Raw genomic sequence first — 21,427 nt, forward strand, 5'->3', positions numbered from 1 at the left:
GTCCGGCAGCCCTGGCTAGCTGCCGCGTCCCAGTTTAAAACCGGGTTTATGGTATTCCACGTGCCCGAGATCCATCATTTTCCAGCGGCCCCCCCAGGTCAGGCCAACCTGTTCGGCGACCTGGCCATACAACTGGTAGCCGCGCATCGCCCACGGATCTTTCTCGGAGATGACCAGCTTGCCGTCACGCAGGAATGCATTGTCGGCCGCCAGCCCGAATTGGTGATAACTCTGGAAGGCGGCCGCATTGGTCACGTTGGTGCCCATCTGCGCCAGCCGGTTCTGCCGTTCCGGGCTCCGGTAACCTTCCAGCAACGCCATTTCATAACCATATTGTTCGTGCATGATCTTGTAGACCAGCAGCAAACGCGTACGGAAATCCGGATCCAGCAGGTTCCAGTCGCGGCTCGCATCCTTCAGCGCCGGGCGTACCTGTTCGACTTCCTTGGTGGCGAAGACTTCCGGCGGCAGCGGCGGGGGCGGCACGAGCTGTTCGCCCTGCAGCAGCGCGGCGATCTTCTCGTCGGGCACGCGCGCCGTGTCGTCGTACTGGAACAATTGCCGGCCGCGTAACGCAATGGCGACCAATGGCGGCGTCGCAAGAATACCTGCCGATACCATAATCATCAAGCGCCGGCGAACCAGTAAATTTTGCACGTCGTTTAAAGCACCGCGCGTAGCGCTTGCCGATTTAACAATCTGACTTCGCGTACGCGAGGCGCGATCGTTCGCGCGGCGCGTTAGACGGCCGTGAAACTGGGCGACGGATTCGAATACGGTCGCCCGGATACCCGGTAAAAGCAACAGTGCCGCAACCGCGACGGCAAGGGCGAAATAGGCGACGAGTGCGACGGCAATCAAAGAAATCCCCGGAAATTGGAATTGATTGTGTTTTGCAATGCTTGCTCTTAGAATCAGGCTGCTTCGAGAGGCCGGGCTATATTATCGCGGTGAATTAAACCAGGATTCAATGAGACGCTGAATGAGTGCGCCGGAAAATTCAAATTCGAAATCTCCGCCCAGCCTGCTGTCCGATACCAAACCGGCAGGCGACGGAGCTCAGCAGTCGCGCATTCTCGCGAATCTGGAAGGACGTGTCACGCCGCCGGCCGAGCCGCCGCGCCGTTCGCTGAAGGCGCCGATCGCCGCCGTCGTGGCCCTGGTGGTCGCCGTCGGTGGCTGGGGCGCATGGCGCATGCAGCATGCGGGCGGGCAGGCCCCCGCCGTCACGGCCGAGGCTGCGCCGGCAGCCGCCGCGCCGGCGAAGGCCGCGGCGGCCAGCGATGCCGCCGTGCAGGTCGCGCAGAATGCCGCGTCCGCCGCATCCGCCGCGCAGCCGGCCACGATCGTCAACGACGACGCGGCTTCCCGAACCGTTGCATCCGCATCGTCCGCGTCCGCCGCGGACAACAGCCGCCTGTCGCGTGCGCTCGCCAATGGCGCAGACGACGCGTCGGGTGCGGCCACGGCCGGTGCGGCCGCCGCCGCCGCCGCCGCTGCCGCGACGACCAAAACCGCGAAGGCCGACGCCGCGAAGGGCGCGAAGGTCGCCGCGCACGGCAAGACCGATACGAAGGCCGACACGAAAGCCGAGGCCCGCAAGCGTCACAAGGAACAGCAGGCCGAGCTCGCGCAGGCGAAGAAGCATCGCGACGCGACGCCGGCCCGTACCGCGAAGGCGGCCGGGAAGGACGATCCGGATGCGGACCTGCTCGCGGCGCTCGTCGCGCGCACGAAGCCGGCCGACAAGAAGCTCGCCGCGCAGAAGGCGCAGGCCGTGCCGACCAAGACGGCCGCGACGACCGGCTCGCTGGCGTCGCGCGTGAAGGAGTGTTCGGAGCGCGGTTTCTTCGAGGATCAACTGTGCCGCTGGCGCGTCTGCGATGGTCACTGGGGCAAGGACCCCGCGTGCCCGAGCGCCGCGCAGTCGGAGACGCGGCAGTAACGCGTCCCGCGCGTGTCGACCCGCCGCACCTGCGCCGCCCGTTGGGCGGCGCGTTGCTTTTGGGGCCGCGGAACCGGACGGTATGATGCGGCGTGATGCTGTCACCGGCGCGTCACGCCCGTCGGGCATACGTTTCCTTTCCTTTTCCGGCGCGGGTGCGCGACCCGCTATGCGCGGCGCGCCGTGCGCCGCACGACCTTCGACACGATGGACCTGATCGTACAGACTTACGGCGCCGATACGTCCGGCATGGTGTGCGGATTCCGCTTCGTTCCCGGCGGCTCCGGCGCGACGCTCGATGCGGACACGGCCGCTGGGTGGCTGCGCACGTGCCGCGAGCACGATGCCGCGTCGGGCGATTTCGTCTGGCTGCACTTCAATCTCGCGCACGGCGCGAGCGAGCGCTGGATGCGCACGCATCTCGGGTTGCCCGACAGCTTCTTCGCATTCCTCCACGAAGGCTCGCGCTCGACGCGCATCGAGCAGGAAGACGGCGCGCTGCGCGCGATCGTCAACGACGTGATGTTCAACCTCGAACTGACGCCGTCCGAGATCGCGACGCTGTTCGTCCACGTCGAGCGGCGCATCATGGTCACCGCGCGGCTCAAGCCGCTGCGCTCGGTCGACACGCTGCGCGCGTGCGTGCGCGACGGCGAGCAGTTCAGGTCGCCCGCGGAACTGCTCGTCCACCTGCTGCGCGACCAGGCCGACCTGCTGATCCAGATCATGCGGCGCACGAGCGTCGACGTCGACCGCATCGAGGATCGCTTCCTGTCGCAGCGGCTCACGTCGAGCCGCATCGAGCTCGGCGCGATGCGCCGCACGCTGACGCGCCTGCAGCGCATGCTCGCGCCCGAGCCCGGGTCGATCTTCCGGTTGCTCGCGAAACCGCCTGCGTGGCTGCATCTGGAAGACGTGCAGGAACTGCGCGAATCCACCGAAGAGTTCTCGCTGGTGCTGGCCGACCTGGCGGGGCTCAACGAGCGGATCAAGCTGTTGCAGGAAGAGATCGGTTCGCGTCTCGACGAGCAGAACAACCGGACGCTGTTCACGCTGACGCTCGTGACCGTGATCGCGCTGCCGATCAACATCGTCGCCGGCTTCTTCGGGATGAACGTCGGCGGCGTGCCGTTCTCGGAGAACAAGCACGGCTTCTGGCTGATGGTGCTGCTCGTCGCGGGTTTCACGGCGCTCGCCGCATGGTGGGCGTTCCGCCGGCGCAACGACCGCTAGCACCACCGGCGCCGCATCGACGCATCGACGCGTCAGCGCAGCAGCGCGATCGCGCGTTCGCCGATCACCATCCCGAGCAGGCCCACGAGCGCGACGAGCGGCGGGGCCGGCGAGCGCACGTGCAGCAGCGCGTACAGCACGCCGACGCCGAGGCCCACCGCGAGCGAAGTCACGTAATCCATCATGGCGGTCTCCCGTGTGGTCCGGCGTCAGGGCTTGAGGATGACGCGCTCGCGCGCACCGGCCAGCACTGCGCGATACGCGTCGTGTGCGCGCTCGAGCGGATACACGTAGTCGTCGCCGATCGGGAACGGGCGCAGCGTGCCGTTGCCGAAGCCGGGCGCGAGCGTGTCGAGGATCTGCGCGACCGTGGCGCCGCCGAGCTGCAGCGAATCGACGCCCACGAACGTGTGCTGGCCGCGATAGAACGCGAAGATGTCGAACGGCACGCTGCGCTCGATCGTCGAGATGAAGATCTGCCGCGCGCCGATCGCCATCGACGCATTCGCCGCTTCGAAGTACGGGCTGCCCACCGTGTTGTAGACGATGTCGGCACCGTGGCCGCCGGTTGCCGCGCGCACCGCGTCGGCCACCGGTTCTTTCGACGCGTCGATCATGTGCACGTCGCCCGATGCGTGGCCGCGATAGCCGCCGGCGCTGCGCTCGACGCCGATCACGGTCGCGCCGTGGGCGGTCGCGAGCTGGATCGCCGCCTGGCCGACCTTGCCGTTCGCGCCGAACACGAGCACGACGTCGCCGGTCGTCGGCATGCCGGCGCGGCGCAAGCCCTCATAAGCGGTGACGAACGGCACGCCGACGCCGGCCGCTTCGTCGAGCGTCAGCACGGCGGGCTTGCGGCGCACCAGCGGCGCATCGAGTACGAGCCACTCCGCATGCGAGCCGTCGCGATGCACGCCGAGATCGCCGCCCGAGCCCCACACCGGCGCGCCGATCCAGCCGTCCGGGCCGCTGCGCACGATGCCGGCCCAGTCGCGCCCGGGCGTGCGCGGCCACACCGCGTGCGGCATGCGGCCGAGCGCGGCCTTCACGTCGCTCGGGTTCACGCCGGCCGCGCGCACCTCGATCAGCATCTGGCCGTCGGCGGGGACGGGTGGGTCGATTTCCCTGACGCGCGCGTCGAGCGACTCGATGTCGGCGGCGGGGGCGTCGAAGCGGATGCTGCGCATGATGATCTCCGTAGCGGATGGCTGGCGCGCGGCCCGATGGGGCGGGGCGCGCAGCGGGTGAAAAGGATGCATGCAGTCTAGTCGGCCCGGTTTGACGCGGAAACGTGCAAAGGCGGATGATTGCTTTGCGTTAAACGCATAGCCAAATCAGAAGACTTCGAATGGACGACTTTCTTTCCCCGCATCTGGCGCTGTTCGTCGACGTGGTCGACCAGCAGAGCTTCTCGGCGGCCGCGCGCCGGCTGGGCGTCGCCGCGTCGTCGGTCACACGGCGCATCGACCGGCTCGAGACGCAGCTCGGCATCCGCCTCCTGCATCGCACCACGCATGCGCTGCGGCCGACCGAGGCAGGCCAGTTGCTGTACGAACGCGCGACGCGGATGCTGGCCGAGCTGCGCGGCCTGCAGGAAGACCTGCACAGCCAGCGCGACGAGCCGAGCGGGCTGCTGCGCGTCGACTGCCCGGCGCCGTTCGGCCGCCGGCACCTGATGGCCGCGCTGGCTGCCTTCATGCAGCGCCATCCGGCGCTGCAGGTCGACCTGGTGCTGACCGACAGCATGGTCGACCTGCAAGGCGCGCGGCTCGGCTCCGACGTCGATCTCGCGGTGCGCATCGGCCCGCTCGAGGACACGCGCTTCGTCGCGACCGTGCTGGCGCCGCAGCGGCGCGTGCTGTGCGCGAGCGCGGCGTATCTCGCGCGGCGCGGCGAGCCCGAGTCGCCCGACGCGCTCGCCGGCCACGACTGCCTCGCCTGGCACGGTGCGCCGCCGCCGGGCGCATGGCGCTTCGGCGAGCGCCGCCACGTGCCGGCGCAGCCGCGGTTTCGCAGCAATCATTCGGAAGCGTTGCTCGAAGCCGCGATCGACGGGCTCGGTCTCGCGCACCTGCCGACCTGGCTCGCGGGCGACGCGCTGCGCGACGGACGCTTGCGCGCGGTGCTGCCGCAGTTCGCGGCGGCGCCCGAGCCGGCGACGATCCACGTGTTGCGCCAGCAGGCGCGCGGCACCGCACGCGCGTCGCGGCTCGTTGCGTTTCTCGCGACGTGGTTCGCGCAGCCGGCGTGGGATGCCGCGTGGGCATGACGGCCGGCGGCAGCCCGTGCCGAAAGAAAAAAGGGCCTCGCATGCGAGGCCCGTCAAAGGTCGGAGAAACCGGTACGCCGGCCGGCAGCCGCAGGCTGCGCGGCGCCGGCCGGATGCGCACCGTTACTGCGTCACTACCTTGCGCGGCTTGAAGATGCCCTGGTATTGCAGTGCCGGGCGTTCCTTCGTCACCGGCTCGAGGCCGCCGAAGGTCGGCGTCTGGCGCAGCTTCATCGCGGCCGGCGAAGCGACCGAGCCGATCGACGTCGAGCGCGAGGCCGGCGCGAGGTTGTTCGCGACGAGCAGTGCGGCCTCGCTCTTCAGGTTCGCGAGCAGGACCGGATCGGTCGAGCTGTTGACCTGCGTGAGCAGCCCGCTCCAGGCCGCGTCGCTGTAGTTCACGACGTAGTAGTCGAGCCCGCTCGGGTCGGCGACCACGCCCGTGCAGCCGTCGACGCGCGTTTGCGTCTGCGTGTCCTTCAGCGCGAGCGTCGTGCGTTTCGCGAGACCCTGGCCGTACGCGAGCGTGATCGGCACCGTCCATTGCAGGCCCGGATACGCATTCTTGTTCGGGAACGGCTGCTGTTTCAGCGTGATGACCGTCTGGTTCTTCGTCAGGTCGCACTGCGTGTCGAGCGAGATCAGCGGCACGCCGGTCTGGCGGACGTAGCTGTCGCCGATCGCGCCGATCGCCTGGCCGCTTTCCTTCGACAGCGCATCCCACAGACGCTTCGGCGTACCGTTGCCGAACGAGTAGTCGACCAGGTACTGCTGCAGACCCTTGCGCAGCGTCTGTTCGCCGAGATAGTTCTCGAGCGTCTTCAGCACGTGGCCGCCCTTGTCGTACGTGAACGCGCTGGCGCTCAGCACGAAGTCGTTCGACGCCCAGCCGTTGAAGTTCGGTGCGACCGGGAACGCGTTCGGGCCGATGTCACGATTGATCACGCGGTACTTGTTCTTCACCTGGTCGAGCCAGCTGAACTCGTTGGGGAAGAACTGGATCGTCGTCTTCGTCTCGAAGAACGTCGCGAACGACTCGTTGAGCCACACGTTGTCCCACCAGTCGGTCGTGACCAGGTCGCCGAACCACTGGTGCGCGACTTCGTGCGTCAGCACCTCGTTGCCGTAGTGCGACATCGGCTGGCCCGGCTGCGGCAGGATGTCGTCGGCGAACTCGAGGATCGATCCCCAGTTCTCCATCCCGCCGAAGTTCAGGTCCTTCTGATCCTTGAACGCGTCGTTCGCGGCCACCGTGTCGAACTTCGTCAGCGGCAGCGCGATGCCCGTGTAGCGGTAGTAGAAGTCGAGCGCCTGCTTGGTGCGATCCATCGCCGGCTTCGCCCAGTCGCTCATGCCCGGCGGCGTGAACACGCGCAGGTGCAGGCCGCCCTTGCCGCCCGGCAGCGGGCTCGTGAAGTCGTCCTCGTAGGTGTCGAACAGGCCGCCGCCGAAGAACAGCAGGTACGACGGCATCGGCGGGGTCTTCTCGAACTGCACGAGCTTGTAGCCGCCGCCGACGTTGGTCGACGGTTTCTCGGCCGCGTTCGACACGACCCGCCAGCTCTGCGGCACTTCGGCCGTCACTTCATAGGTCGGGCGGAATGCGGGCTCGTCCCAGCCGGGGAACCACTGGCGCGACAGGTTGGTTTCGCCTTGCGTGAGGATCGCGCCGCTCGTCTTGCCGTCGGTGCCCTTCAGGTCGACGCGGAAGATGCCTTCCGCGGCCGAGCAGCCCGGATACGGATCGTCGCCGCAGCTGCCGCCGGTCTTCGCGACCGGATCGTCATACGACTTGAAGTTGATGATGCCCGACCATTCCATGTGCAGCGAATAGTTGCCCGGCGAGATCGTGCCGCTCACCGGGCGCAGCTGGTAGAAGTCGCCCTTGTCCTGCGGTGTCGCGATCAGCTGGATGTTGCCCGGCTGCAGCGTGATGCGGCCGTTCGTGAACTTGATCCGGTGGCCGGCGATCACGATGTTGTTGACCGGCTTCAGCACCTTGATCTCGACGTCGGCACGGCCGTCGAACGCGTTCAGCGCGTCGTTCGGGCGGAACCACAGCCGGTAGTTCACGGGTACCACGGTGTCCGGCAACTCGACAGGCGAGACGCTCTTGTCGACGTTGGACGTGGCCGGCGGAGGTGCGCTCGGCGGCGCGGTGACGGTGGGCGACGAGCCCGAGTGCGGCGCGCCGGCGGAGCTGAGCGCGGACGCCGAGCCCGCGCCGCCGTCGTCGCCGCCGCACCCGGCTAGCGCGAGCGCGGCGACGATCGGCAGATAACGCATCTTGCGAATGTTGATCGACATGACTGAAACCTCGATTGTTGAAAGAATCGTTCAGTGCTGCGAAAACGCCGGCAAAAACAATCCCCTCGCCGTTAATCAACAGCGATGAAAATGCCAATGACGGATTATTCGAAAAGACGGCGGCCGACTACGTGAAGGTAATCATGGTTTACTGCCCCCTCTGGATTTCCGGATGTCGGTTAACTTGCCGGTTCAAAATGGCCGGGCGCGTGTTGTACTGAATTGATTTCGCGCGCACGACACGGAGCCGCACGCCCTGGGCGGGCGCGCTGTCCCCTTTGAACAGACGACCTACGGGGCTGGCCGGGCCTCGTCGCAAGATGGCAGGAAGGCATGTCGCCGTTCCGTAAAATCACCGTCATGCGGCATCAAGGTTTGTCGGCTTGCTCGAAGGATGCGTAAATATACTTGATGGTTTTAGGTAAAGGAAACGAAAATTTTAGAAATTGCATCGATTGAATTCACCGTGCTTCATTGAATGCTGGGAAGCGTTAATGCGCATTCCATTCGGCATTTATTTTCGTAGTTTTAATCTATTAACGATCTCGCGCGACTGCGAAAACTACGAAACCCGGCGTACCGGGGCGCGCTCGGTACAATGCAGCGACGACAAGCTCACCGATTTGCCGCGAGGAGGTTCTCCCATGCCACGACCCCTGTTCCGTATCGCGCCGCTGCGCGCCGTGCTGCTGCTGTTCGCCGCCGTGCTCCTGCTCGGCGGCTGCGCGGGGCTGACGCGCGACCCGGTGCGCGTGACGGTCGCCGGGCTCGACCCGCTCGTCGGGCAAGGCCTCGAGATGCGTTTCAGCCTGAAGCTGCGCGTGCAGAACCCGAACGACGCGCCGATCGACTACGACGGCATCTCGGTCGCGCTCGACCTGAACGGCACGCCGTTCGCGAGCGGCGTCAGCGATCGCTCGGGCACCGTGCCGCGCTTCGGCGAGGCCGTGCTCGACGTGCCGGTTTCCGTGTCGGCCTTCGCGGCCGCGCGGCAGGCGTGGAACCTGCCCGGCGCGGCCGCGAACGGCGAGCTGCCGTATGCGCTGCGCGGCCGGCTCGCGGGCGGCGTGCTCGGCACCGTGCACTTCAACGATGCCGGCACGTTGCGCCTGCCGGCGATGCCGGGGTGGGGCGGCTGAACCCGGCGGCGCGCGGCACGGGCCGGCCCCCGCGCTTTGCCGCGCGGGCAAAGCGCGGTATGGTGTGAGCCGCGCGGCGCCCGCATTACCGTCGCGCCGCCCGTTGAAGCCAACCGTAACCGAGTTCGCGTGACCGATTTCCCCGTTTTCCACTGGACCGACGCCGACGGCGCCGATCATGCCGTACGCTGGCGCTCCGAAGCCGGCGTGCAACCGCCGAAGCGCGCGGTGCCCGCCGACGACCGCCTCACCGCCGACGCGGCCTACCGTCTCGCCTGCGAGGGCACCGCGCTCGTCTGGCAGGGCGATTTCCAGAATGCGCGCCAGCTCGTGCAGGCGATGGCGCGCCGTGTCGAGCGCAAGCCGAAGAAGGCGAAAGCCGCGGCCGGCGTCGACGCGTTCAACCTGCATCGTCTCGCGCAGTCGCAGCGCGCCCGCACGCTCGGCATGCTGCTGATCCCGCTCGAGGCCGACTACACGATTGCGCTGCGCCGTGCGCCCGACGTGCGCGCCGCATGCGAAGAGGCGTACGGGCCCGGCGGCGCGCCGTCGGTCGTGTCGCTGCGCGAACTGCTCGGCCTCGTCGGCGCGCACGAATGGCGCAAGAAAGGGGTGCCGATCCCGGCGCTCGGCGGTGCGCCGATCCACCCGCACTACGGCGTGTTCTCGCCGGTGCGCGGCGAATACGTCGAACTCGTCGCGCGCGCGCCGCTGCCGGCAACCTCGCTCGCGTTCGACATCGGCACCGGCACCGGCGTGCTGGCAGCCGTGCTGGCGACGCGCGGCGTCGAGCGTGTCGTCGCGACCGATCAGGATCCGCGCGCGCTCGCCTGTGCGCGCGAGAACGTCGAGCGGCTGGGCCATGCGGATCGCGTCGAAGTCGTCGAGGCGGATCTGTTTCCGGCCGGCCGTGCGCCGCTCGTGGTCTGCAACCCGCCGTGGGTGCCGGCCCGGCCGAGCGCGCCGATCGAATACGCGGTCTACGATCCGGACAGCCGCATGCTGCGCGGTTTCCTCGCGGGGCTTGCCGCGCACCTCGAGCCGGGTGGCGAAGGCTGGCTGATCCTGTCCGATTTCGCCGAGCATCTCGGCCTGCGGCCGCGCGACACGCTGCTGCAATGGATCGACGAAGCGGGCCTCGTCGAGCTTGGCCGCGACGACATCCGTCCCGCGCACCCGAAGGCGATGGATGCCGACGATCCGCTGCACGCGGCACGCCAGGCCGAGGTCACGTCGCTCTGGCGGCTCGGCGCACGAGCCTGACCGCGCATTTTCGGTAAACTGTCGCCATTCCTCACGAATTCCCGCCGCCGGGCCGTGGTCGACCGACCGTGGCCCGGCGCCGCATCACGATGTCGAACAAGACCCACGAAATCCGCCCGGAGCAGTCCGTCGAGCTGCTGAAGGAACTGCACATCCTCACCCGCGACGGGAAGCTGAACCAGGACAGCCGCCGCAAGCTGAAACAGGTCTATCACCTGTTCCAGTTCATCGAGCCGCTGCTCGCCGGCGTGCAGGCCGAGCGTGGCAGCGTGACGCTCGTCGATCACGGCGCCGGCAAGTCGTATCTCGGCTTCATCCTGTACGACCTGTTCTTCAAGCAGCAGCCGGGGCACGGCACGCCGGCGTTCGCGTCGCACGTGTACGGGATCGAGACCCGCGAGGAGCTCGTCACGCGTTCGGCCGAGCTCGCGGCCCGGCTCGGGTTCGGCGGCATGTCGTTCCTGAACCTGTCGGTTGCCGATTCGATCACGTCGCCGAAACTGCCTGAAACGGTCGACGTCGTCACCGCGCTGCACGCGTGCGACACGGCGACCGACGACGCGATCCGCTTCGCGCTCGCGAAGCGCGCGCAGCATATCGTGCTGGTGCCGTGCTGCCAGGCGGAAGTCGCGGGCGTGCTGCGCAAGAACAAGGGCAAGTCGCTCGCGAACGCGCTGACGGAAGTGTGGCGGCATCCGCTGCATACGCGCGAATTCGGCAGCCAGATCACCAACGTGCTGCGCTGCCTGCAGCTCGAAGCGCACGGCTACCAGGTCAGCGTGACCGAGCTGGTCGGCTGGGAGCATTCGATGAAGAACGAGCTGATCATCGCGCAGTACAAGAACCTGCCGCGCCGGCGGCCCGGCGAGCGGTTGAACGAGATCCTCGGGATGTTCGGGTTGGCCGAGCTGAACGCACGCTTCTTCGTGCCGGAAGCCGCGGCCGCGGGCGGCGAGGTCGCCGAACCGGCCGCCGGCTGACCTGCGCGTGGGCGGGCGCGTCGCGTGGCGCCCGTTGCTCGTCGCCCGTTACACGCCCCGTCAGACGTCGTCGCCCGGCCGGCGCATCCATTCGCGCCAGCCGTCATGGCCGAGGCGCCGCAGCGTTTCCTGATTCTTTTCGTAGATCGCGGACGCGTCCGGGAACGCGTCAACCGCGCGCGCGATGCTGTCCTCGCGCAGCAGGTGCAGGATCGGGTACGGCGCGCGGTTCGTGTAGTTCTCGATGTCGTCGGGCTCGCTGCCCTCGAACCGATAGTGCGGATGGAAGCTCGCGATCTGCAGCACGCCGTCGAGCCGCAGTTGCCGCACCAGCCGGTCGGCAAAGAACAGCGCATCGTTGTAGTCGATGAAATCGGCGAACGCATGCGGGAAGATCACGAGCGTCGTGTCGACCTGCTGCAGGTCCGCCGCGTCGAGCGCGCGCAGCTCGGTTTCGAGTTCGGCGAGCGCGTCTTCCAGCGTCGTCGCGTCGCTGATCGCGTAGCGCACCTGTTCCTTCACATAGACGCTTTTCGCGAACGGGCACAGATTGAGCCCGATCACCGCGCGCGCGAGCCAGTGCCGCGTGGCGGCGAGGATGTCGTCGTGCGATTCGGGGCGAGTGTCGGTCATCGTGAAACCAGTCGGGCGGAAGGGCGGCGAGGACCGCATTGTAGCGGGCGCGCCGTCACGCGCAGGCGGCCTCGATCAACTGCGTGACGAGCGCGGGCGCGACGCCGATCGGCGTTTCGCCGTGCCGGTAGGTCTGGCTTGCCGCGTAGATGCCTTCGATCAGCAGCGCGAGCGAATCGGCGAGCGCCTGCGGCTGCCGCGCGCCGGCGGCTTCGCATAGCGCGACGAGCCGCTTCATCAGCTGTTCCTTGTTCTGCGCGACGCGCTCGCGCGCCGGGTGCGACGCATCCGGGAATTCGGCCGCGACGTTGACGAACGGGCAGCCGCGGTAATCCTGCTGCGTCGCGCGCTCGGCGAGATCGACGAAATACTGGATCAGCTGCGCTTTCGGCTGGCCCGGGTGCTTCGCGACGCTCGTGTTGAAGCGGTCGAAGAAGCATGCATCCATCCGCTCCAGGTACGCGAGGATCAGTTCATCCTTCGACGAGAACTGGCGATACAGGCTCATCTTGTTGACGCCTGCGCGCTCCACGACCGCCTCGACGCCCACCGTCCGAACGCCTTCCCTGTAAAACAGCTCCTCGGCGGCGCGTAGCAGGTGCTCCTGCGCGGTGGCGCCGTCGATCGGCCGGCGGGTGCGGCGCGGCAGCGGTTTGGCGATCTCGATGCCCGACATGATGACCCTCGACTGCATATTGGATTGCTTGACATGTTACCGATTGGTCACTACGATCGCAACACACTTGTGACCGGTCGGTAACAACGCCGCCCGGGTCGACAGACAAATGCCAAGCGTCGGCCCGGGTCAGCCGATGCAGTGTGCGGCGGAGGTGGCCTGGCAGGGCGGGCGGCGCGGGTGCGGAGGCACCGGAGCCGCCAACTGGAGAACGCGAAGATGAACTGGGCGGTGACACGAATCGGCGGGCGCTTCCACTACGGATGGCTCGCGGCGGCGGTGGTATTCCTGATCCTGCTGGCGGCGGCCGGCACGCGCGCGACGCCGAGCGTGCTGATGGTGCCGCTCGAGCGCGAACTCGGCTGGAGCCGCGCGGCGATTTCGCTGGCGATCTCGGTGAACATCGCGCTGTACGGACTGACGGGCCCGTTCGCGGCCGCCGCGATGCAGCGCTTCGGGCTGCGTCCGACCATTCTCACCGCGCTCGTGACGATGAGCGCGGGCGTCGCGCTGTCGTCGATGATGACGCAGAGCTGGCAGATGGTCGTGATCTGGGGCCTGATGGTCGGCTGCTCGACGGGCGTCGTCGCGCTGACGCTGTCCGCGACCTTCGTCACGCGCTGGTTCCATGCGCGGCGCGGCCTCGTGATGGGGATCCTGACCGCGAGCACGGCCACCGGCCAGCTCGTGTTCCTGCCGATGCTCGCGGCGATCGCGCAGCGCCATGGCTGGCGGCCGGTCGTGCTGGTCGTCGCGGTCGCGGCCGCGATCGTGATTCCGCTGGTTGCATTCCTGTTGCCCGAACGGCCGGCCGACGTGCAGCTGCGCCCGTACGGCGAGCCGGCCGATGCGCCGGCCGCGCCCGAGGGGGCGAAGGAGAACCCGCTCACGGTCGCGTTCCGCACGCTGCTGACGGCGAGCCGTTCGCGCGATTTCTGGCTGCTGTTCTTCAGCTTCTTCATCTGCGGCGCGAGCACCAATGGTTACGTCGGCACGCACCTGATCGCGATGTGCAGCGACTACGGGATGACGGAAGTGCAGGGCGCGTCGCTGCTCGCGGCGATGGGCGTGTTCGACCTGTTCGGCACGACGCTGTCGGGCTGGCTGTCCGACCGCTACGACAATCGCATGTTGTTGTTCTGGTACTACGGGTTGCGCGGGTTGTCGCTGATCTACCTGCCGCACGCGTTCGGGATCGATTTCTTCGGTCTGCCGCTGTTCGCGATGTTCTACGGGCTCGACTGGATCGCGACCGTGCCGCCGACCGTACGCCTCGCGACCGACGTGTTCGGCAAGGCCGCGGCGCCCGTCGTGTTCGGCTGGATCGTCGCCGGCCACCAGCTCGGCGCGGCGTTCGCGGCGCTCGGCGCGGGGCTGCTGCGCGCCAGCCTCGGCACCTACACGATCGCGTCGATGATCTCGGGCGGGCTGTGCATCGTCGGCGCGCTGATCGTGCTGCGGATCAACCGCGGCCCGTCGCGGGCAGCCGCGCAGGCGGCCTGAGCGCGGCAAGCCGATGGCCCGGCCGGCCGCGCGACGGATGGCCGGGCAATACACGCACGGAGATTTGCATAGCGCGGGAGGATCGGGCGCGCATCGGCTCAAGCGGGTATGCTTTCGGTTCGCGAGGCGTTCGCGCCCCTTCATCGATGTCAGCGAGGAACCGCATGTCCGTCAAACCTGCTCCCACCACTGTTTCGATTCACGATCTGATCGCGGGCCGCTGGAGCCCGCGCGCGTATTCGGATGAAGCCGTCAGCGCCGGCGATCTGCACGCGGTGCTCGAAGCCGCCCGCTGGGCGCCGTCTGCCTACAACGCGCAGCCGTGGCGCTTCATCGTATTCGACCGCACGCAGGACGAAGACGCATTCAAGCGCGCGTTCGCGACGCTGGTGCCGTTCAACCAGGGCTGGAATGCGCCGGCGCCCGTGCTGATCGCGGTGACCGCGCACACGCTCACGCCGAAGGGCGAACCGGCCCCCACCGCGCTGTACGACGCGGGCGCCGCCGCGATGTCGCTGGTGCTGCAGGCGCACGCACTGGGCCTGGCCGCCCACCAGATGAGCGGCTTCGACGCGAAGGCGTTCCGCGATGCGTTCGCGATTCCGGCCGACGTCGCGATTCCGGCAATCATCTCGCTCGGTCACTACGGCAACGTCGACAAGCTCGATCCGGTGCTGCGCGATCGCGAGAAGGCGCCGCGCACGCGCCATGCGATCGGCGAGGTCGTCTATGCGGGCGCGTGGAAGAAGGGTTTCGACGCGGCAGCCTGACCTGCGTGGCGGACGGGCTGCGTCGCGCATCCCGCCCGCATCTCTCCCCGGCGCGCCAGGTTGCGCGCCGCCGCCAGCCGGGCCCGTTGCGCGGGACTGGTGGCCGGCCCGGTTGTGATCCCGCGGGCTTCATGTTAAAAAGCCCGTCCTTTCCGTTTTCGCGCCGGCCCTGCTGCGGCAACTTCCCATGACTTACTGCGCGATCGATTTCGGCACGTCCAATTCCGCCGTGGCGCTGCCCGACGGCGACGGCATGCGCCTCGCGCCCGTCGAGGGCGACCACCTGACGCTGCCCACCGCGATCTTCTTCAACAACGACGAAGAGACGGTCGAATACGGCCGTGCGGCGCTGGCTTCCTATATCGACGGTTTCGACGGCCGGCTGATGCGCTCGATGAAGAGCATCCTCGGCTCGCCGCTCGCGGAAACGACGACCGATCTCGGCGACGGGAGCGCGATCGCGTACACCGAAATCATCGCGCGCTTCCTGACGCACCTGAAGCGCAAGGCCGAAGCCCGCGCGGGCGCGCCGATCGGCCGTGCGGTGCTCGGCCGGCCGGTGTTCTTCGTCGACGACGATCCGCGCGCCGACCGCCTCGCCCAGGACCAGCTCGAGGCCGCCGCCCGATCGGTCGGCTTCACGGACGTGCAATTCCAGTACGAACCGATCGCGGCCGCGTTCGACTACGAGTCGCGCCAGCAGGCGGAGCGCCTCGTGCTCGTCGCCGACATCGGCGGCGGCACGTCCGACTTCTCGCTGGTGCGCGTCGGGCCCGACCGGATGGCGCGGCTCGAGCGCAAGGACGACGTGCTGGCCCACCACGGCGTGCACGTCGCGGGCACCGATTACGACCGGCGTGTCGAGCTGGCGGCGATCCTGCCCGCGTTCGGCTACCGCTCGCTCGACCCCGAAGGGCGCGAGCTGCCGAACAAGATCTACTTCGATCTCGCCACCTGGCACCTGATCAACACGGTCTACACGCCGAAGCGGCTCGGCGAGCTGAAGCTGATGAAGCACCTGTACCGGGACGTGCAGCAGTACGACCGGCTCACGAGCGTGGTCGAGCAGCGGCTCGGGCATGCGCTGATGGCGCGTGCGGAAGAAGCGAAGATCGGCGTCGCGGCGGGTGGGGAGACGATGATCGACCTGAACGACGTGGAAGAGGATCTGCAGATCGCATTCGATGCCGACCGGCTCGTCGACGCGAGCCGCGACGACACCGCACGCATCGTCGACGCCGCGCGCGAGACCGTGCGGCTGGCGGGCGTGGCGCCGCGCGATGTTGGCGCCCTGTACTTCACCGGCGGCTCGACGGGGCTCGCGTTCTTGTCGGGCGCGCTGGCGGGTGCATTCCCGGATGCGCAGCCGGTGTTCGGCGACCGCCTCGCGAGTGTCGCGACGGGTCTCGGCATTCACGCGCAGCGATTGTTCGGTTGAATGCGGGCGGCTGAAAGGCCGCCATGCCGTTTGAGCGGCGCCGAAAAACAAAAAGCCCCGCCGAAGCGGGGCTTTTTTCACGAATTATCGCGCCAAGCTTAGACCGGACGGATGTTCGCAGCTTGCAGACCCTTCGGGCCCGTCTTCACTTCGAATTCAACCTTCTGGTTTTCTTGCAGCGTCTTGAAGCCTTCGACGCGGATTTCCGAGAAGTGCGCGAACAGATCGTCGCCGCCGCCTTCCGGGGTGATGAAGCCGAAGCCCTTTGCGTCATTGAACCACTTGACGGTACCGGTTGCCATGTTACTTGTTCCTAAAAAGATAAAACGGGGCCGAGGCCCATGGGGTGCGGAAAATCAAGGAAGGGGTAATAGGACCAACCGGAGTACCGTTGATGGGCGAACTACGAAAGAACCAATTCACTCGCCACTTGAAATCCTGCGAAGTCCTTTATACGGCTTATCCAGCGCGTGGTCAACCGTATTTCCATGGACTCAGGGTTATTGCGGAGATCAGGTTTACAAAGCTTGCAAACGATGCGAATTTTTTGTAGGGGCCGAACGATTTTGGCGCCACGTTTGAGGTGCAACCGTTAAACTACGCGCCGCGTGGACGGGTTGCCCCGATCGGGTGACACGCCCCCCCAAAATTGCGTGCGCGGTGCTGTCCGAGCCGATCCCGGACGGCGAGCCGACCATGCTTTTTGAGACACAGGAGAGGATGTGAAGAGTTCTATTCAACGGAACATCGGCCCGTTTGCATTGATGCTGACGGGGCTGGGTTCGATTATCGGCTCGGGCTGGCTGTTCGGCGCCTGGAAGGCCGCGAAGATTGCCGGTCCGGCGGCGATCTGCGCCTGGATCATCGGCGCTGTCGTGATTCTCGCCATTGCACTGACTTACGCGGAATTGGGCGCGATGTTCCCCGAGTCGGGCGGCATGGTGCGCTACGCGCGCTATTCGCACGGCTCGCTGGTCGGTTTCATCAGTGCGTGGGCGAACTGGATCGCGATCGTATCCGTGATTCCGATCGAGGCTGAAGCATCGATCCAGTACATGAGCACGTGGCCGTATCCGTGGGCGCACGCACTGTTCGTGAACGGCGAATTACAGACGCTCGGCCTGCTGCTGTCGGCCGTGCTGGTCGTCATCTACTTCATGCTGAACTACTGGGGCGTCAAGGCCTTTGCGCGGGCGAACACCGCGATCACGATCTTCAAGTTCCTGATCCCCGGCCTCACGATCCTCGGCCTGATGCTGACGAGCTTCCACTCGGAGAACCTCGGCGTCGCATCGAATGCGAGCTTCGCGCCGTACGGCTGGTCGGCCGTGCTGACCGCGGTCGCGACGAGCGGCATCGTGTTCGCGTTCAACGGCTTCCAGAGCCCGGTGAACCTGGCCGGTGAAGCGCGCAACCCGTCGCGCAGCGTGCCGTTCGCGGTGATCACGTCGATCCTGCTCGCACTCGTCATCTACGTGCTGCTGCAAATGGCGTATATCGGCTCGGTGAATCCGGCCGACGTCGCGAAGGGCTGGGCGCACTTCAACTTCTCGTCGCCTTTCGCGGAACTGGCGATCGCGCTGAACCTGAACTGGCTCGCGATCCTGCTGTATGTCGACGCGTTCATCAGCCCGAGTGGCACCGGTACGACCTACATGGCGACGACCACCCGCATGATCTACGCGATGGAGCGCAACAACACGATGCCGAAGATGTTCGGCAACGTGCACCCGATCTACGGCGTGCCGCGCCAGGCGATGTGGTTCAACCTGCTGGTCTCGTTCGTCTTCCTGTTCTTCTTCCGCGGCTGGAGCTCGCTCGCGGCCGTGATCTCGGTGGCGACGGTGATTTCGTACCTGACCGGCCCGATCAGCCTGATGGCACTGCGCCGTTCGGCGACCGACATCGAGCGTCCGCTGTCGATTCCGCTGATGAAGCTGATCGCCCCGTTCGCATTCGTCTGCGCGTCGCTGATCCTGTACTGGGCGAAGTGGCCGCTGACGGGCGAGATCATCCTGCTGATGATCGTCGCGCTGCCGGTGTACTTCTACTTCCAGGCGAAGTCGGGCTGGACCGGCTGGGGTGACGACCTGAAGGCCGCCTGGTGGCTGGTCGCGTACCTGCCGACGATGGCCGTGCTGTCGCTGATCGGCAGCAAGGAGTTCGGCGGCCACGGCGTGCTGCCGTACGGCTGGGACATGCTGGTCGTCGCGGCGATCTCACTGGTGTTCTACTTCTGGGGCGTGAATACCGGCTACCGGACCAAGTATCTCGACGAGCGTGAATCGCACGACGAGATCCTCGAGGGGGTCGGTGCCTGACGCGTGACCTGTCGCCGGATTCGGCGGCGGCAGCAAGCAGCGTAAAAAAACCCGCCCGGGCGATGCTCGGGCGGGTTTTTTGTTGGGCGGTCGGCAGCGGCCGCGCGACCGCTCAGGCGGCTGCGCCGGCGAACACGTAGTTCGTCATCGCAAGCACGCGCTGGTAGGTACCGAGCGACTGGATGCCGAGCTGGTAGTCGTCGTCCGCCGCGCCGAGCGCCGTGAACACCGGCAGCAGGTGCTCGTCGGTCGGATGCATCAGCGCCGCGTGCGGCGCCTGCCGGCGGTAGTCGAGCAGCGCGTCGACGTCGCGCGCGGCCAGCTTCGCCTCGAACCAGTCGGTGAATTCCGTGACGCGCGGGTCTGCATCCTCCGGTGCCGCACCGAAATCGGCGGCGCGCAGGTTGTGCGTGATCTGGCCGGAGCCGATCACCATCACGCCTTCGTCGCGCAGCGGTCGCAGCGCGCGGCCGAGCGCGAAGTGGTGGGCGGCATCCGCGCGCGGCTGGATCGACAGCTGCGCCACCGGCACGTCGGCTTCCGGGAACATCAGCAGCATCGGCACCCACGCGCCGTGGTCGAGGCCGTGCTCGGTCGTCGCGGTCTCGATGCCGGCTGCATTCAGCAGCCCGGCCGCGCGCTCGGCGACGTCGGGCGCGCCGGGCGCCGGGTAGCGGATGTCGTACAGCGCCTGCGGAAAGCCGTAGAAATCGTGGATCGTTTCCGGATGCGCGGCAGTGCTGGCGACAGGGCGCTGCGTGCCCCAGTGCGCGGACAGCATCAGTACCGCGCGCGGGCGCGGCAATTCGGCCGCCAGGTGCGTGAACGCGCCGGACGGCAGCGTCGGGTCGATCGGCAGCGTCGGGGCGCCGTGGGACAGGTAGAGCGAAGGCAAGCGGTTCATGGTGGTGGCCTGCAAAGGGATTTGCCTGTGACTATAGGCGCGCACCGGGTATTGATAAATCCGCGATTGCGAATTTGATTGACGCTTGTGGGTTGATAATCCGGGCAGCGTCGTGCGCTTCACGGCAGTTGGGCGCCGTATGCGCACAATTGAATGAATTTCAGTGAAAATCGGCGCAGATCTGCGACGAGTGGATCGTGGGTGCTCGCTTACTGCGCGTGCCGGATGCCGGCCCAAGGCGTCGTCAGCGGTGCGCTGAGCGCGAACAGGTCGAGCACGCGCGTGACGGTCTGGTCGACGAGTTCCTCGATCGTCTTCGGCATTGCGTAGAACGCGGGCAGCGGCGGGAAGACGATGCCGCCCATTTCGGTGACGGCCGTCATGTTGCGCAGATGCGCGAGGTTGAACGGCGTTTCGCGCACCATCAGCACGAGGCGGCGGCGTTCCTTCAACGTGACGTCGGCTGCGCGCGTGATCAGGTTGTCGGACAGCCCGTGTGCGACGCTCGCGAGCGTCTTCATCGAGCAGGGCGCGATCACCATGCCGTCGGTCGCGAACGACCCCGATGCGATCGTCGCGCCGACGTCGCGCACCGAATGCACGACGTCCGCACGGCTTTCGACATCGGCCTTCGACAGCTTCAGTTCGTGCTGGATGTTGAGCCAGCCGGCGTTCGAAATCAGCAGGTGCGTTTCGACGCCGCCGGCGGCGCGCAGCAGGTCGAGCAGCCGTACGCCGTAGATCGCGCCGGTGGCGCCGGTGATCGCGACGATCAGCCGGCGTGGCGGCGCGCTGGGAGATGCCATCGAAAGGAGGGGCGTATTACGCGGCGGCGAACAGTTGCTGCAGTTCGCCCGACTGGTACATCTCCATCATGATGTCCGAGCCGCCGATGAATTCGCCCTTCACGTAGAGCTGCGGGATGGTCGGCCAGTTCGAGAATGCCTTGATGCCCTGGCGGATCTCGTCGTCTTCGAGGACGTTGACCGTCTTGAATTGGTCGACGCCGCAGGCTTTCAGCACCTGGACTGCGCGGCCCGAAAAGCCGCACATCGGGAATTGCGCGTTGCCCTTCATGAAGAGCACGACCTGGTTTTCGTCGACGATTTGCTTGATGCGTTGTTGGGTGTCCATGACTGACCTTGCGTTTGCGGGGCGTTAGATCGAAATGATAGCGGATTTCAACCGGGCAGGCCGGGCATCAGCCCGGCAGGCGGCCGCCCGTCGTGCGCTCGATGGCGGCCAGATCGGCAAGCGATTCGACCGCGACGAAGCCGTGCGAGGCGAGCACCGCGCGCACGGCCTCGGCCTGGTCGTAGCCATGCTCGATCCAGAGCGTGCCGCCCGGTTTCAGATAAGAGCCGGCGCCCGCGACGATCGTGCGGATCGCGCTGAGGCCGTCGGCATCGTCGGTGAGCGCGCCGCGCGGCTCGAAACGCAGGTCGCCTTGCTCGAGGTGCGGATCGTGCTGCGCGATGTAAGGCGGGTTGCTGACGATCGCGTCGAATGCGAGTGCCGGATCGAGCGCCGCGTACCAGTCGCTCTGCAGCCAGTGCAGCGGGCCGCCGGGGCGGCGCGCGTCGAGCAGCTTGCCTGCGTTGCGCTGTGCGACCTCAAGGGCGGCCGGCGAGCGATCGAGCGCCCACACGCGCGCATCGGGACGCTCGGCGGCGATCGAGACGGCGATCGCGCCGCTGCCCGTGCCGAGATCGAGCACGGCCGGATGCGGCAGCCCGTCGATCGCATCGAGTGCGGCTTCGACGAGCAGTTCGGTTTCAGGGCGTGGAATCAGCACGTCGGGCGTCACGTCGAACGGCCGGCCGAAGAATTCGCGCATCCCGACGAGCTGCGCGACCGGCTCGCCGGCCAGGCGGCGCGCCTCGAGCGCGCGGTAGCGTTCGACCGCGGCCGCGTCGAGCGGCGCGTCGCCGCGCGTGATCAATTGCGTGCGGGTCCAGCCGAGTGCGTGCGCGAGCAACACGCGCGCATCGACCGCATCGAGCGGCGACGCGCGCAGCAGTTCGTCGGCGGAAGTGTCGGGCATCG

Annotated in this window: 21 protein-coding genes; 10 read left to right on the forward strand and 11 right to left on the reverse strand. The window is 67.3% G+C overall.

The window, feature by feature from the left end:
* Window positions 1–15: 15 nt before the first annotated feature.
* A complete protein-coding gene (locus CFB47_RS02280; RefSeq protein WP_069247001.1) occupies window positions 16–861 on the reverse strand; it encodes a M15 family metallopeptidase in 846 nt (281 codons plus the stop codon).
* Between the two features lie 121 nt (window positions 862–982).
* Between CFB47_RS02280 and CFB47_RS02285 the strand changes: the two genes are divergently transcribed.
* On the forward strand, window positions 983–1,945 hold the full coding sequence (locus CFB47_RS02285) for a phage tail protein (RefSeq protein ID WP_089460375.1): 963 nt from the start codon (window positions 983–985) through the stop codon (window positions 1,943–1,945).
* Between the two features lie 207 nt (window positions 1,946–2,152).
* Window positions 2,153–3,178: a transporter gene (locus CFB47_RS02290; protein WP_089455495.1), complete on the forward strand. Its 1,026-nt coding sequence runs from the start codon at window positions 2,153–2,155 to the stop codon at window positions 3,176–3,178.
* Between the two features lie 32 nt (window positions 3,179–3,210).
* On the opposite strand, the gene CFB47_RS02295 is transcribed toward CFB47_RS02290, so the two are convergent.
* Both CFB47_RS02295 and CFB47_RS02300 read right to left on the reverse strand, forming a co-directional pair.
* Window positions 3,211–3,363, reverse strand: coding sequence for a DUF1427 family protein (locus CFB47_RS02295; RefSeq protein ID WP_081051886.1), 153 nt, complete (start codon window positions 3,361–3,363; stop codon window positions 3,211–3,213).
* A 24-nt stretch (window positions 3,364–3,387) separates the two neighbouring features.
* Entirely contained in the window at window positions 3,388–4,365 is a 978-nt protein-coding gene (locus CFB47_RS02300) for a zinc-binding alcohol dehydrogenase family protein (RefSeq protein WP_089439109.1), read from the reverse strand.
* Window positions 4,366–4,526: 161 nt separating this feature from the next.
* Between CFB47_RS02300 and CFB47_RS02305 the strand changes: the two genes are divergently transcribed.
* On the forward strand, window positions 4,527–5,447 hold the full coding sequence (locus CFB47_RS02305; RefSeq protein ID WP_089460376.1) for a LysR family transcriptional regulator: 921 nt from the start codon (window positions 4,527–4,529) through the stop codon (window positions 5,445–5,447).
* A 123-nt stretch (window positions 5,448–5,570) separates the two neighbouring features.
* Here CFB47_RS02305 and CFB47_RS02310 read toward each other — a convergent pair whose 3' ends face one another.
* The gene (locus CFB47_RS02310) at window positions 5,571–7,754 is read right to left on the reverse strand and encodes a M1 family metallopeptidase (protein ID WP_089455498.1); all 2,184 of its coding nucleotides are present in this window, start codon (window positions 7,752–7,754) and stop codon (window positions 5,571–5,573) included.
* 644 nt (window positions 7,755–8,398) lie between these two features.
* Between CFB47_RS02310 and CFB47_RS02320 the strand changes: the two genes are divergently transcribed.
* The 3 genes from CFB47_RS02320 (at window position 8,399) to CFB47_RS02330 (ending at window position 11,136) form a co-directional block, all read left to right on the forward strand.
* The gene (locus CFB47_RS02320) at window positions 8,399–8,893 is read left to right on the forward strand and encodes an LEA type 2 family protein (RefSeq protein ID WP_089460377.1); all 495 of its coding nucleotides are present in this window, start codon (window positions 8,399–8,401) and stop codon (window positions 8,891–8,893) included.
* Between the two features lie 129 nt (window positions 8,894–9,022).
* Window positions 9,023–10,156 carry a class I SAM-dependent methyltransferase gene (locus CFB47_RS02325; RefSeq protein WP_089460378.1) on the forward strand — a complete coding sequence of 378 codons (1,134 nt, stop codon included), beginning with the start codon at window positions 9,023–9,025 and terminating at the stop codon, window positions 10,154–10,156.
* Between the two features lie 89 nt (window positions 10,157–10,245).
* Window positions 10,246–11,136 carry an SAM-dependent methyltransferase gene (locus CFB47_RS02330; protein WP_089439153.1) on the forward strand — a complete coding sequence of 297 codons (891 nt, stop codon included), beginning with the start codon at window positions 10,246–10,248 and terminating at the stop codon, window positions 11,134–11,136.
* A gap of 60 nt (window positions 11,137–11,196) precedes the next feature.
* Here CFB47_RS02330 and CFB47_RS02335 read toward each other — a convergent pair whose 3' ends face one another.
* Together CFB47_RS02335 and CFB47_RS02340 are read right to left on the reverse strand one after the other, a co-directional pair.
* Window positions 11,197–11,769: a DUF1415 domain-containing protein gene (locus tag CFB47_RS02335; protein WP_089460379.1), complete on the reverse strand. Its 573-nt coding sequence runs from the start codon at window positions 11,767–11,769 to the stop codon at window positions 11,197–11,199.
* 55 nt (window positions 11,770–11,824) lie between these two features.
* A complete protein-coding gene (locus CFB47_RS02340; RefSeq protein ID WP_089460380.1) occupies window positions 11,825–12,445 on the reverse strand; it encodes a TetR/AcrR family transcriptional regulator in 621 nt (206 codons plus the stop codon).
* A 219-nt stretch (window positions 12,446–12,664) separates the two neighbouring features.
* Between CFB47_RS02340 and CFB47_RS02345 the strand changes: the two genes are divergently transcribed.
* The 3 genes from CFB47_RS02345 (at window position 12,665) to CFB47_RS02355 (ending at window position 16,156) form a co-directional block, all read left to right on the forward strand.
* Complete coding sequence (locus tag CFB47_RS02345; RefSeq protein ID WP_089439115.1) at window positions 12,665–13,948, forward strand: MFS transporter; 1,284 nt, start codon at window positions 12,665–12,667, stop codon at window positions 13,946–13,948.
* Window positions 13,949–14,112: 164 nt separating this feature from the next.
* A complete protein-coding gene (locus CFB47_RS02350; protein WP_089439116.1) occupies window positions 14,113–14,718 on the forward strand; it encodes a nitroreductase family protein in 606 nt (201 codons plus the stop codon).
* Window positions 14,719–14,905: 187 nt separating this feature from the next.
* Entirely contained in the window at window positions 14,906–16,156 is a 1,251-nt protein-coding gene (locus CFB47_RS02355) for an Hsp70 family protein (protein WP_089439117.1), read from the forward strand.
* A gap of 98 nt (window positions 16,157–16,254) precedes the next feature.
* Here the strand turns inward: CFB47_RS02355 and CFB47_RS02360 are convergent, their stop codons facing one another.
* Window positions 16,255–16,458 (reverse strand): cold-shock protein, encoded by a 204-nt coding sequence (locus CFB47_RS02360; protein ID WP_006477070.1) that lies wholly within the window; start codon window positions 16,456–16,458, stop codon window positions 16,255–16,257.
* 420 nt (window positions 16,459–16,878) lie between these two features.
* On the opposite strand from CFB47_RS02360, the gene CFB47_RS02370 reads away from it, so the two are divergent.
* Window positions 16,879–18,477 (forward strand): APC family permease, encoded by a 1,599-nt coding sequence (locus CFB47_RS02370; RefSeq protein ID WP_089460381.1) that lies wholly within the window; start codon window positions 16,879–16,881, stop codon window positions 18,475–18,477.
* Window positions 18,478–18,589: 112 nt separating this feature from the next.
* Here CFB47_RS02370 and CFB47_RS02375 read toward each other — a convergent pair whose 3' ends face one another.
* From CFB47_RS02375 to prmC, 4 genes are all read right to left on the reverse strand, one after another.
* Window positions 18,590–19,381: a class III extradiol ring-cleavage dioxygenase gene (locus CFB47_RS02375; protein ID WP_089455504.1), complete on the reverse strand. Its 792-nt coding sequence runs from the start codon at window positions 19,379–19,381 to the stop codon at window positions 18,590–18,592.
* A 209-nt stretch (window positions 19,382–19,590) separates the two neighbouring features.
* Entirely contained in the window at window positions 19,591–20,187 is a 597-nt protein-coding gene (locus CFB47_RS02380) for a UbiX family flavin prenyltransferase (RefSeq protein WP_048251007.1), read from the reverse strand.
* Between the two features lie 16 nt (window positions 20,188–20,203).
* The gene (grxD, locus tag CFB47_RS02385) at window positions 20,204–20,515 is read right to left on the reverse strand and encodes a Grx4 family monothiol glutaredoxin (RefSeq protein ID WP_006477066.1); all 312 of its coding nucleotides are present in this window, start codon (window positions 20,513–20,515) and stop codon (window positions 20,204–20,206) included.
* Window positions 20,516–20,582: 67 nt separating this feature from the next.
* On the reverse strand, window positions 20,583–21,425 hold the full coding sequence (prmC, locus tag CFB47_RS02390; RefSeq protein ID WP_089460382.1) for a peptide chain release factor N(5)-glutamine methyltransferase: 843 nt from the start codon (window positions 21,423–21,425) through the stop codon (window positions 20,583–20,585).
* Window positions 21,426–21,427 lie beyond the last annotated feature (2 nt).

It is taken from the genome of Burkholderia sp. AU27893, from assembly GCF_002223205.1.
Lineage (GTDB): Bacteria > Pseudomonadota > Gammaproteobacteria > Burkholderiales > Burkholderiaceae > Burkholderia.

What these genes read in the sequence shown, in the direction of transcription:
- CFB47_RS02285 (WP_089460375.1), top strand. Translation starts at nt 983, where the DNA reads ATGAGTGCGCCGGAAAATTCAAATTCGAAATCTCCGCCCAGCCTGCTG.
- CFB47_RS02290 (WP_089455495.1), top strand. Translation starts at nt 2,153, where the DNA reads ATGGACCTGATCGTACAGACTTACGGCGCCGATACGTCCGGCATGGTG.
- CFB47_RS02295 (WP_081051886.1), bottom strand. Translation starts at nt 3,363, where the DNA reads ATGATGGATTACGTGACTTCGCTCGCGGTGGGCCTCGGCGTCGGCGTG.
- CFB47_RS02300 (WP_089439109.1), bottom strand. Translation starts at nt 4,365, where the DNA reads ATGCGCAGCATCCGCTTCGACGCCCCCGCCGCCGACATCGAGTCGCTC.
- CFB47_RS02305 (WP_089460376.1), top strand. Translation starts at nt 4,527, where the DNA reads ATGGACGACTTTCTTTCCCCGCATCTGGCGCTGTTCGTCGACGTGGTC.
- CFB47_RS02310 (WP_089455498.1), bottom strand. Translation starts at nt 7,754, where the DNA reads ATGTCGATCAACATTCGCAAGATGCGTTATCTGCCGATCGTCGCCGCG.
- CFB47_RS02320 (WP_089460377.1), top strand. Translation starts at nt 8,399, where the DNA reads ATGCCACGACCCCTGTTCCGTATCGCGCCGCTGCGCGCCGTGCTGCTG.
- CFB47_RS02330 (WP_089439153.1), top strand. Translation starts at nt 10,246, where the DNA reads ATGTCGAACAAGACCCACGAAATCCGCCCGGAGCAGTCCGTCGAGCTG.
- CFB47_RS02335 (WP_089460379.1), bottom strand. Translation starts at nt 11,769, where the DNA reads ATGACCGACACTCGCCCCGAATCGCACGACGACATCCTCGCCGCCACG.
- CFB47_RS02340 (WP_089460380.1), bottom strand. Translation starts at nt 12,445, where the DNA reads ATGTCGGGCATCGAGATCGCCAAACCGCTGCCGCGCCGCACCCGCCGG.
- CFB47_RS02345 (WP_089439115.1), top strand. Translation starts at nt 12,665, where the DNA reads ATGAACTGGGCGGTGACACGAATCGGCGGGCGCTTCCACTACGGATGG.
- CFB47_RS02350 (WP_089439116.1), top strand. Translation starts at nt 14,113, where the DNA reads ATGTCCGTCAAACCTGCTCCCACCACTGTTTCGATTCACGATCTGATC.
- CFB47_RS02355 (WP_089439117.1), top strand. Translation starts at nt 14,906, where the DNA reads ATGACTTACTGCGCGATCGATTTCGGCACGTCCAATTCCGCCGTGGCG.
- CFB47_RS02360 (WP_006477070.1), bottom strand. Translation starts at nt 16,458, where the DNA reads ATGGCAACCGGTACCGTCAAGTGGTTCAATGACGCAAAGGGCTTCGGC.
- CFB47_RS02375 (WP_089455504.1), bottom strand. Translation starts at nt 19,381, where the DNA reads ATGAACCGCTTGCCTTCGCTCTACCTGTCCCACGGCGCCCCGACGCTG.
- CFB47_RS02380 (WP_048251007.1), bottom strand. Translation starts at nt 20,187, where the DNA reads ATGGCATCTCCCAGCGCGCCGCCACGCCGGCTGATCGTCGCGATCACC.
- grxD (WP_006477066.1), bottom strand. Translation starts at nt 20,515, where the DNA reads ATGGACACCCAACAACGCATCAAGCAAATCGTCGACGAAAACCAGGTC.
- prmC (WP_089460382.1), bottom strand. Translation starts at nt 21,425, where the DNA reads ATGCCCGACACTTCCGCCGACGAACTGCTGCGCGCGTCGCCGCTCGAT.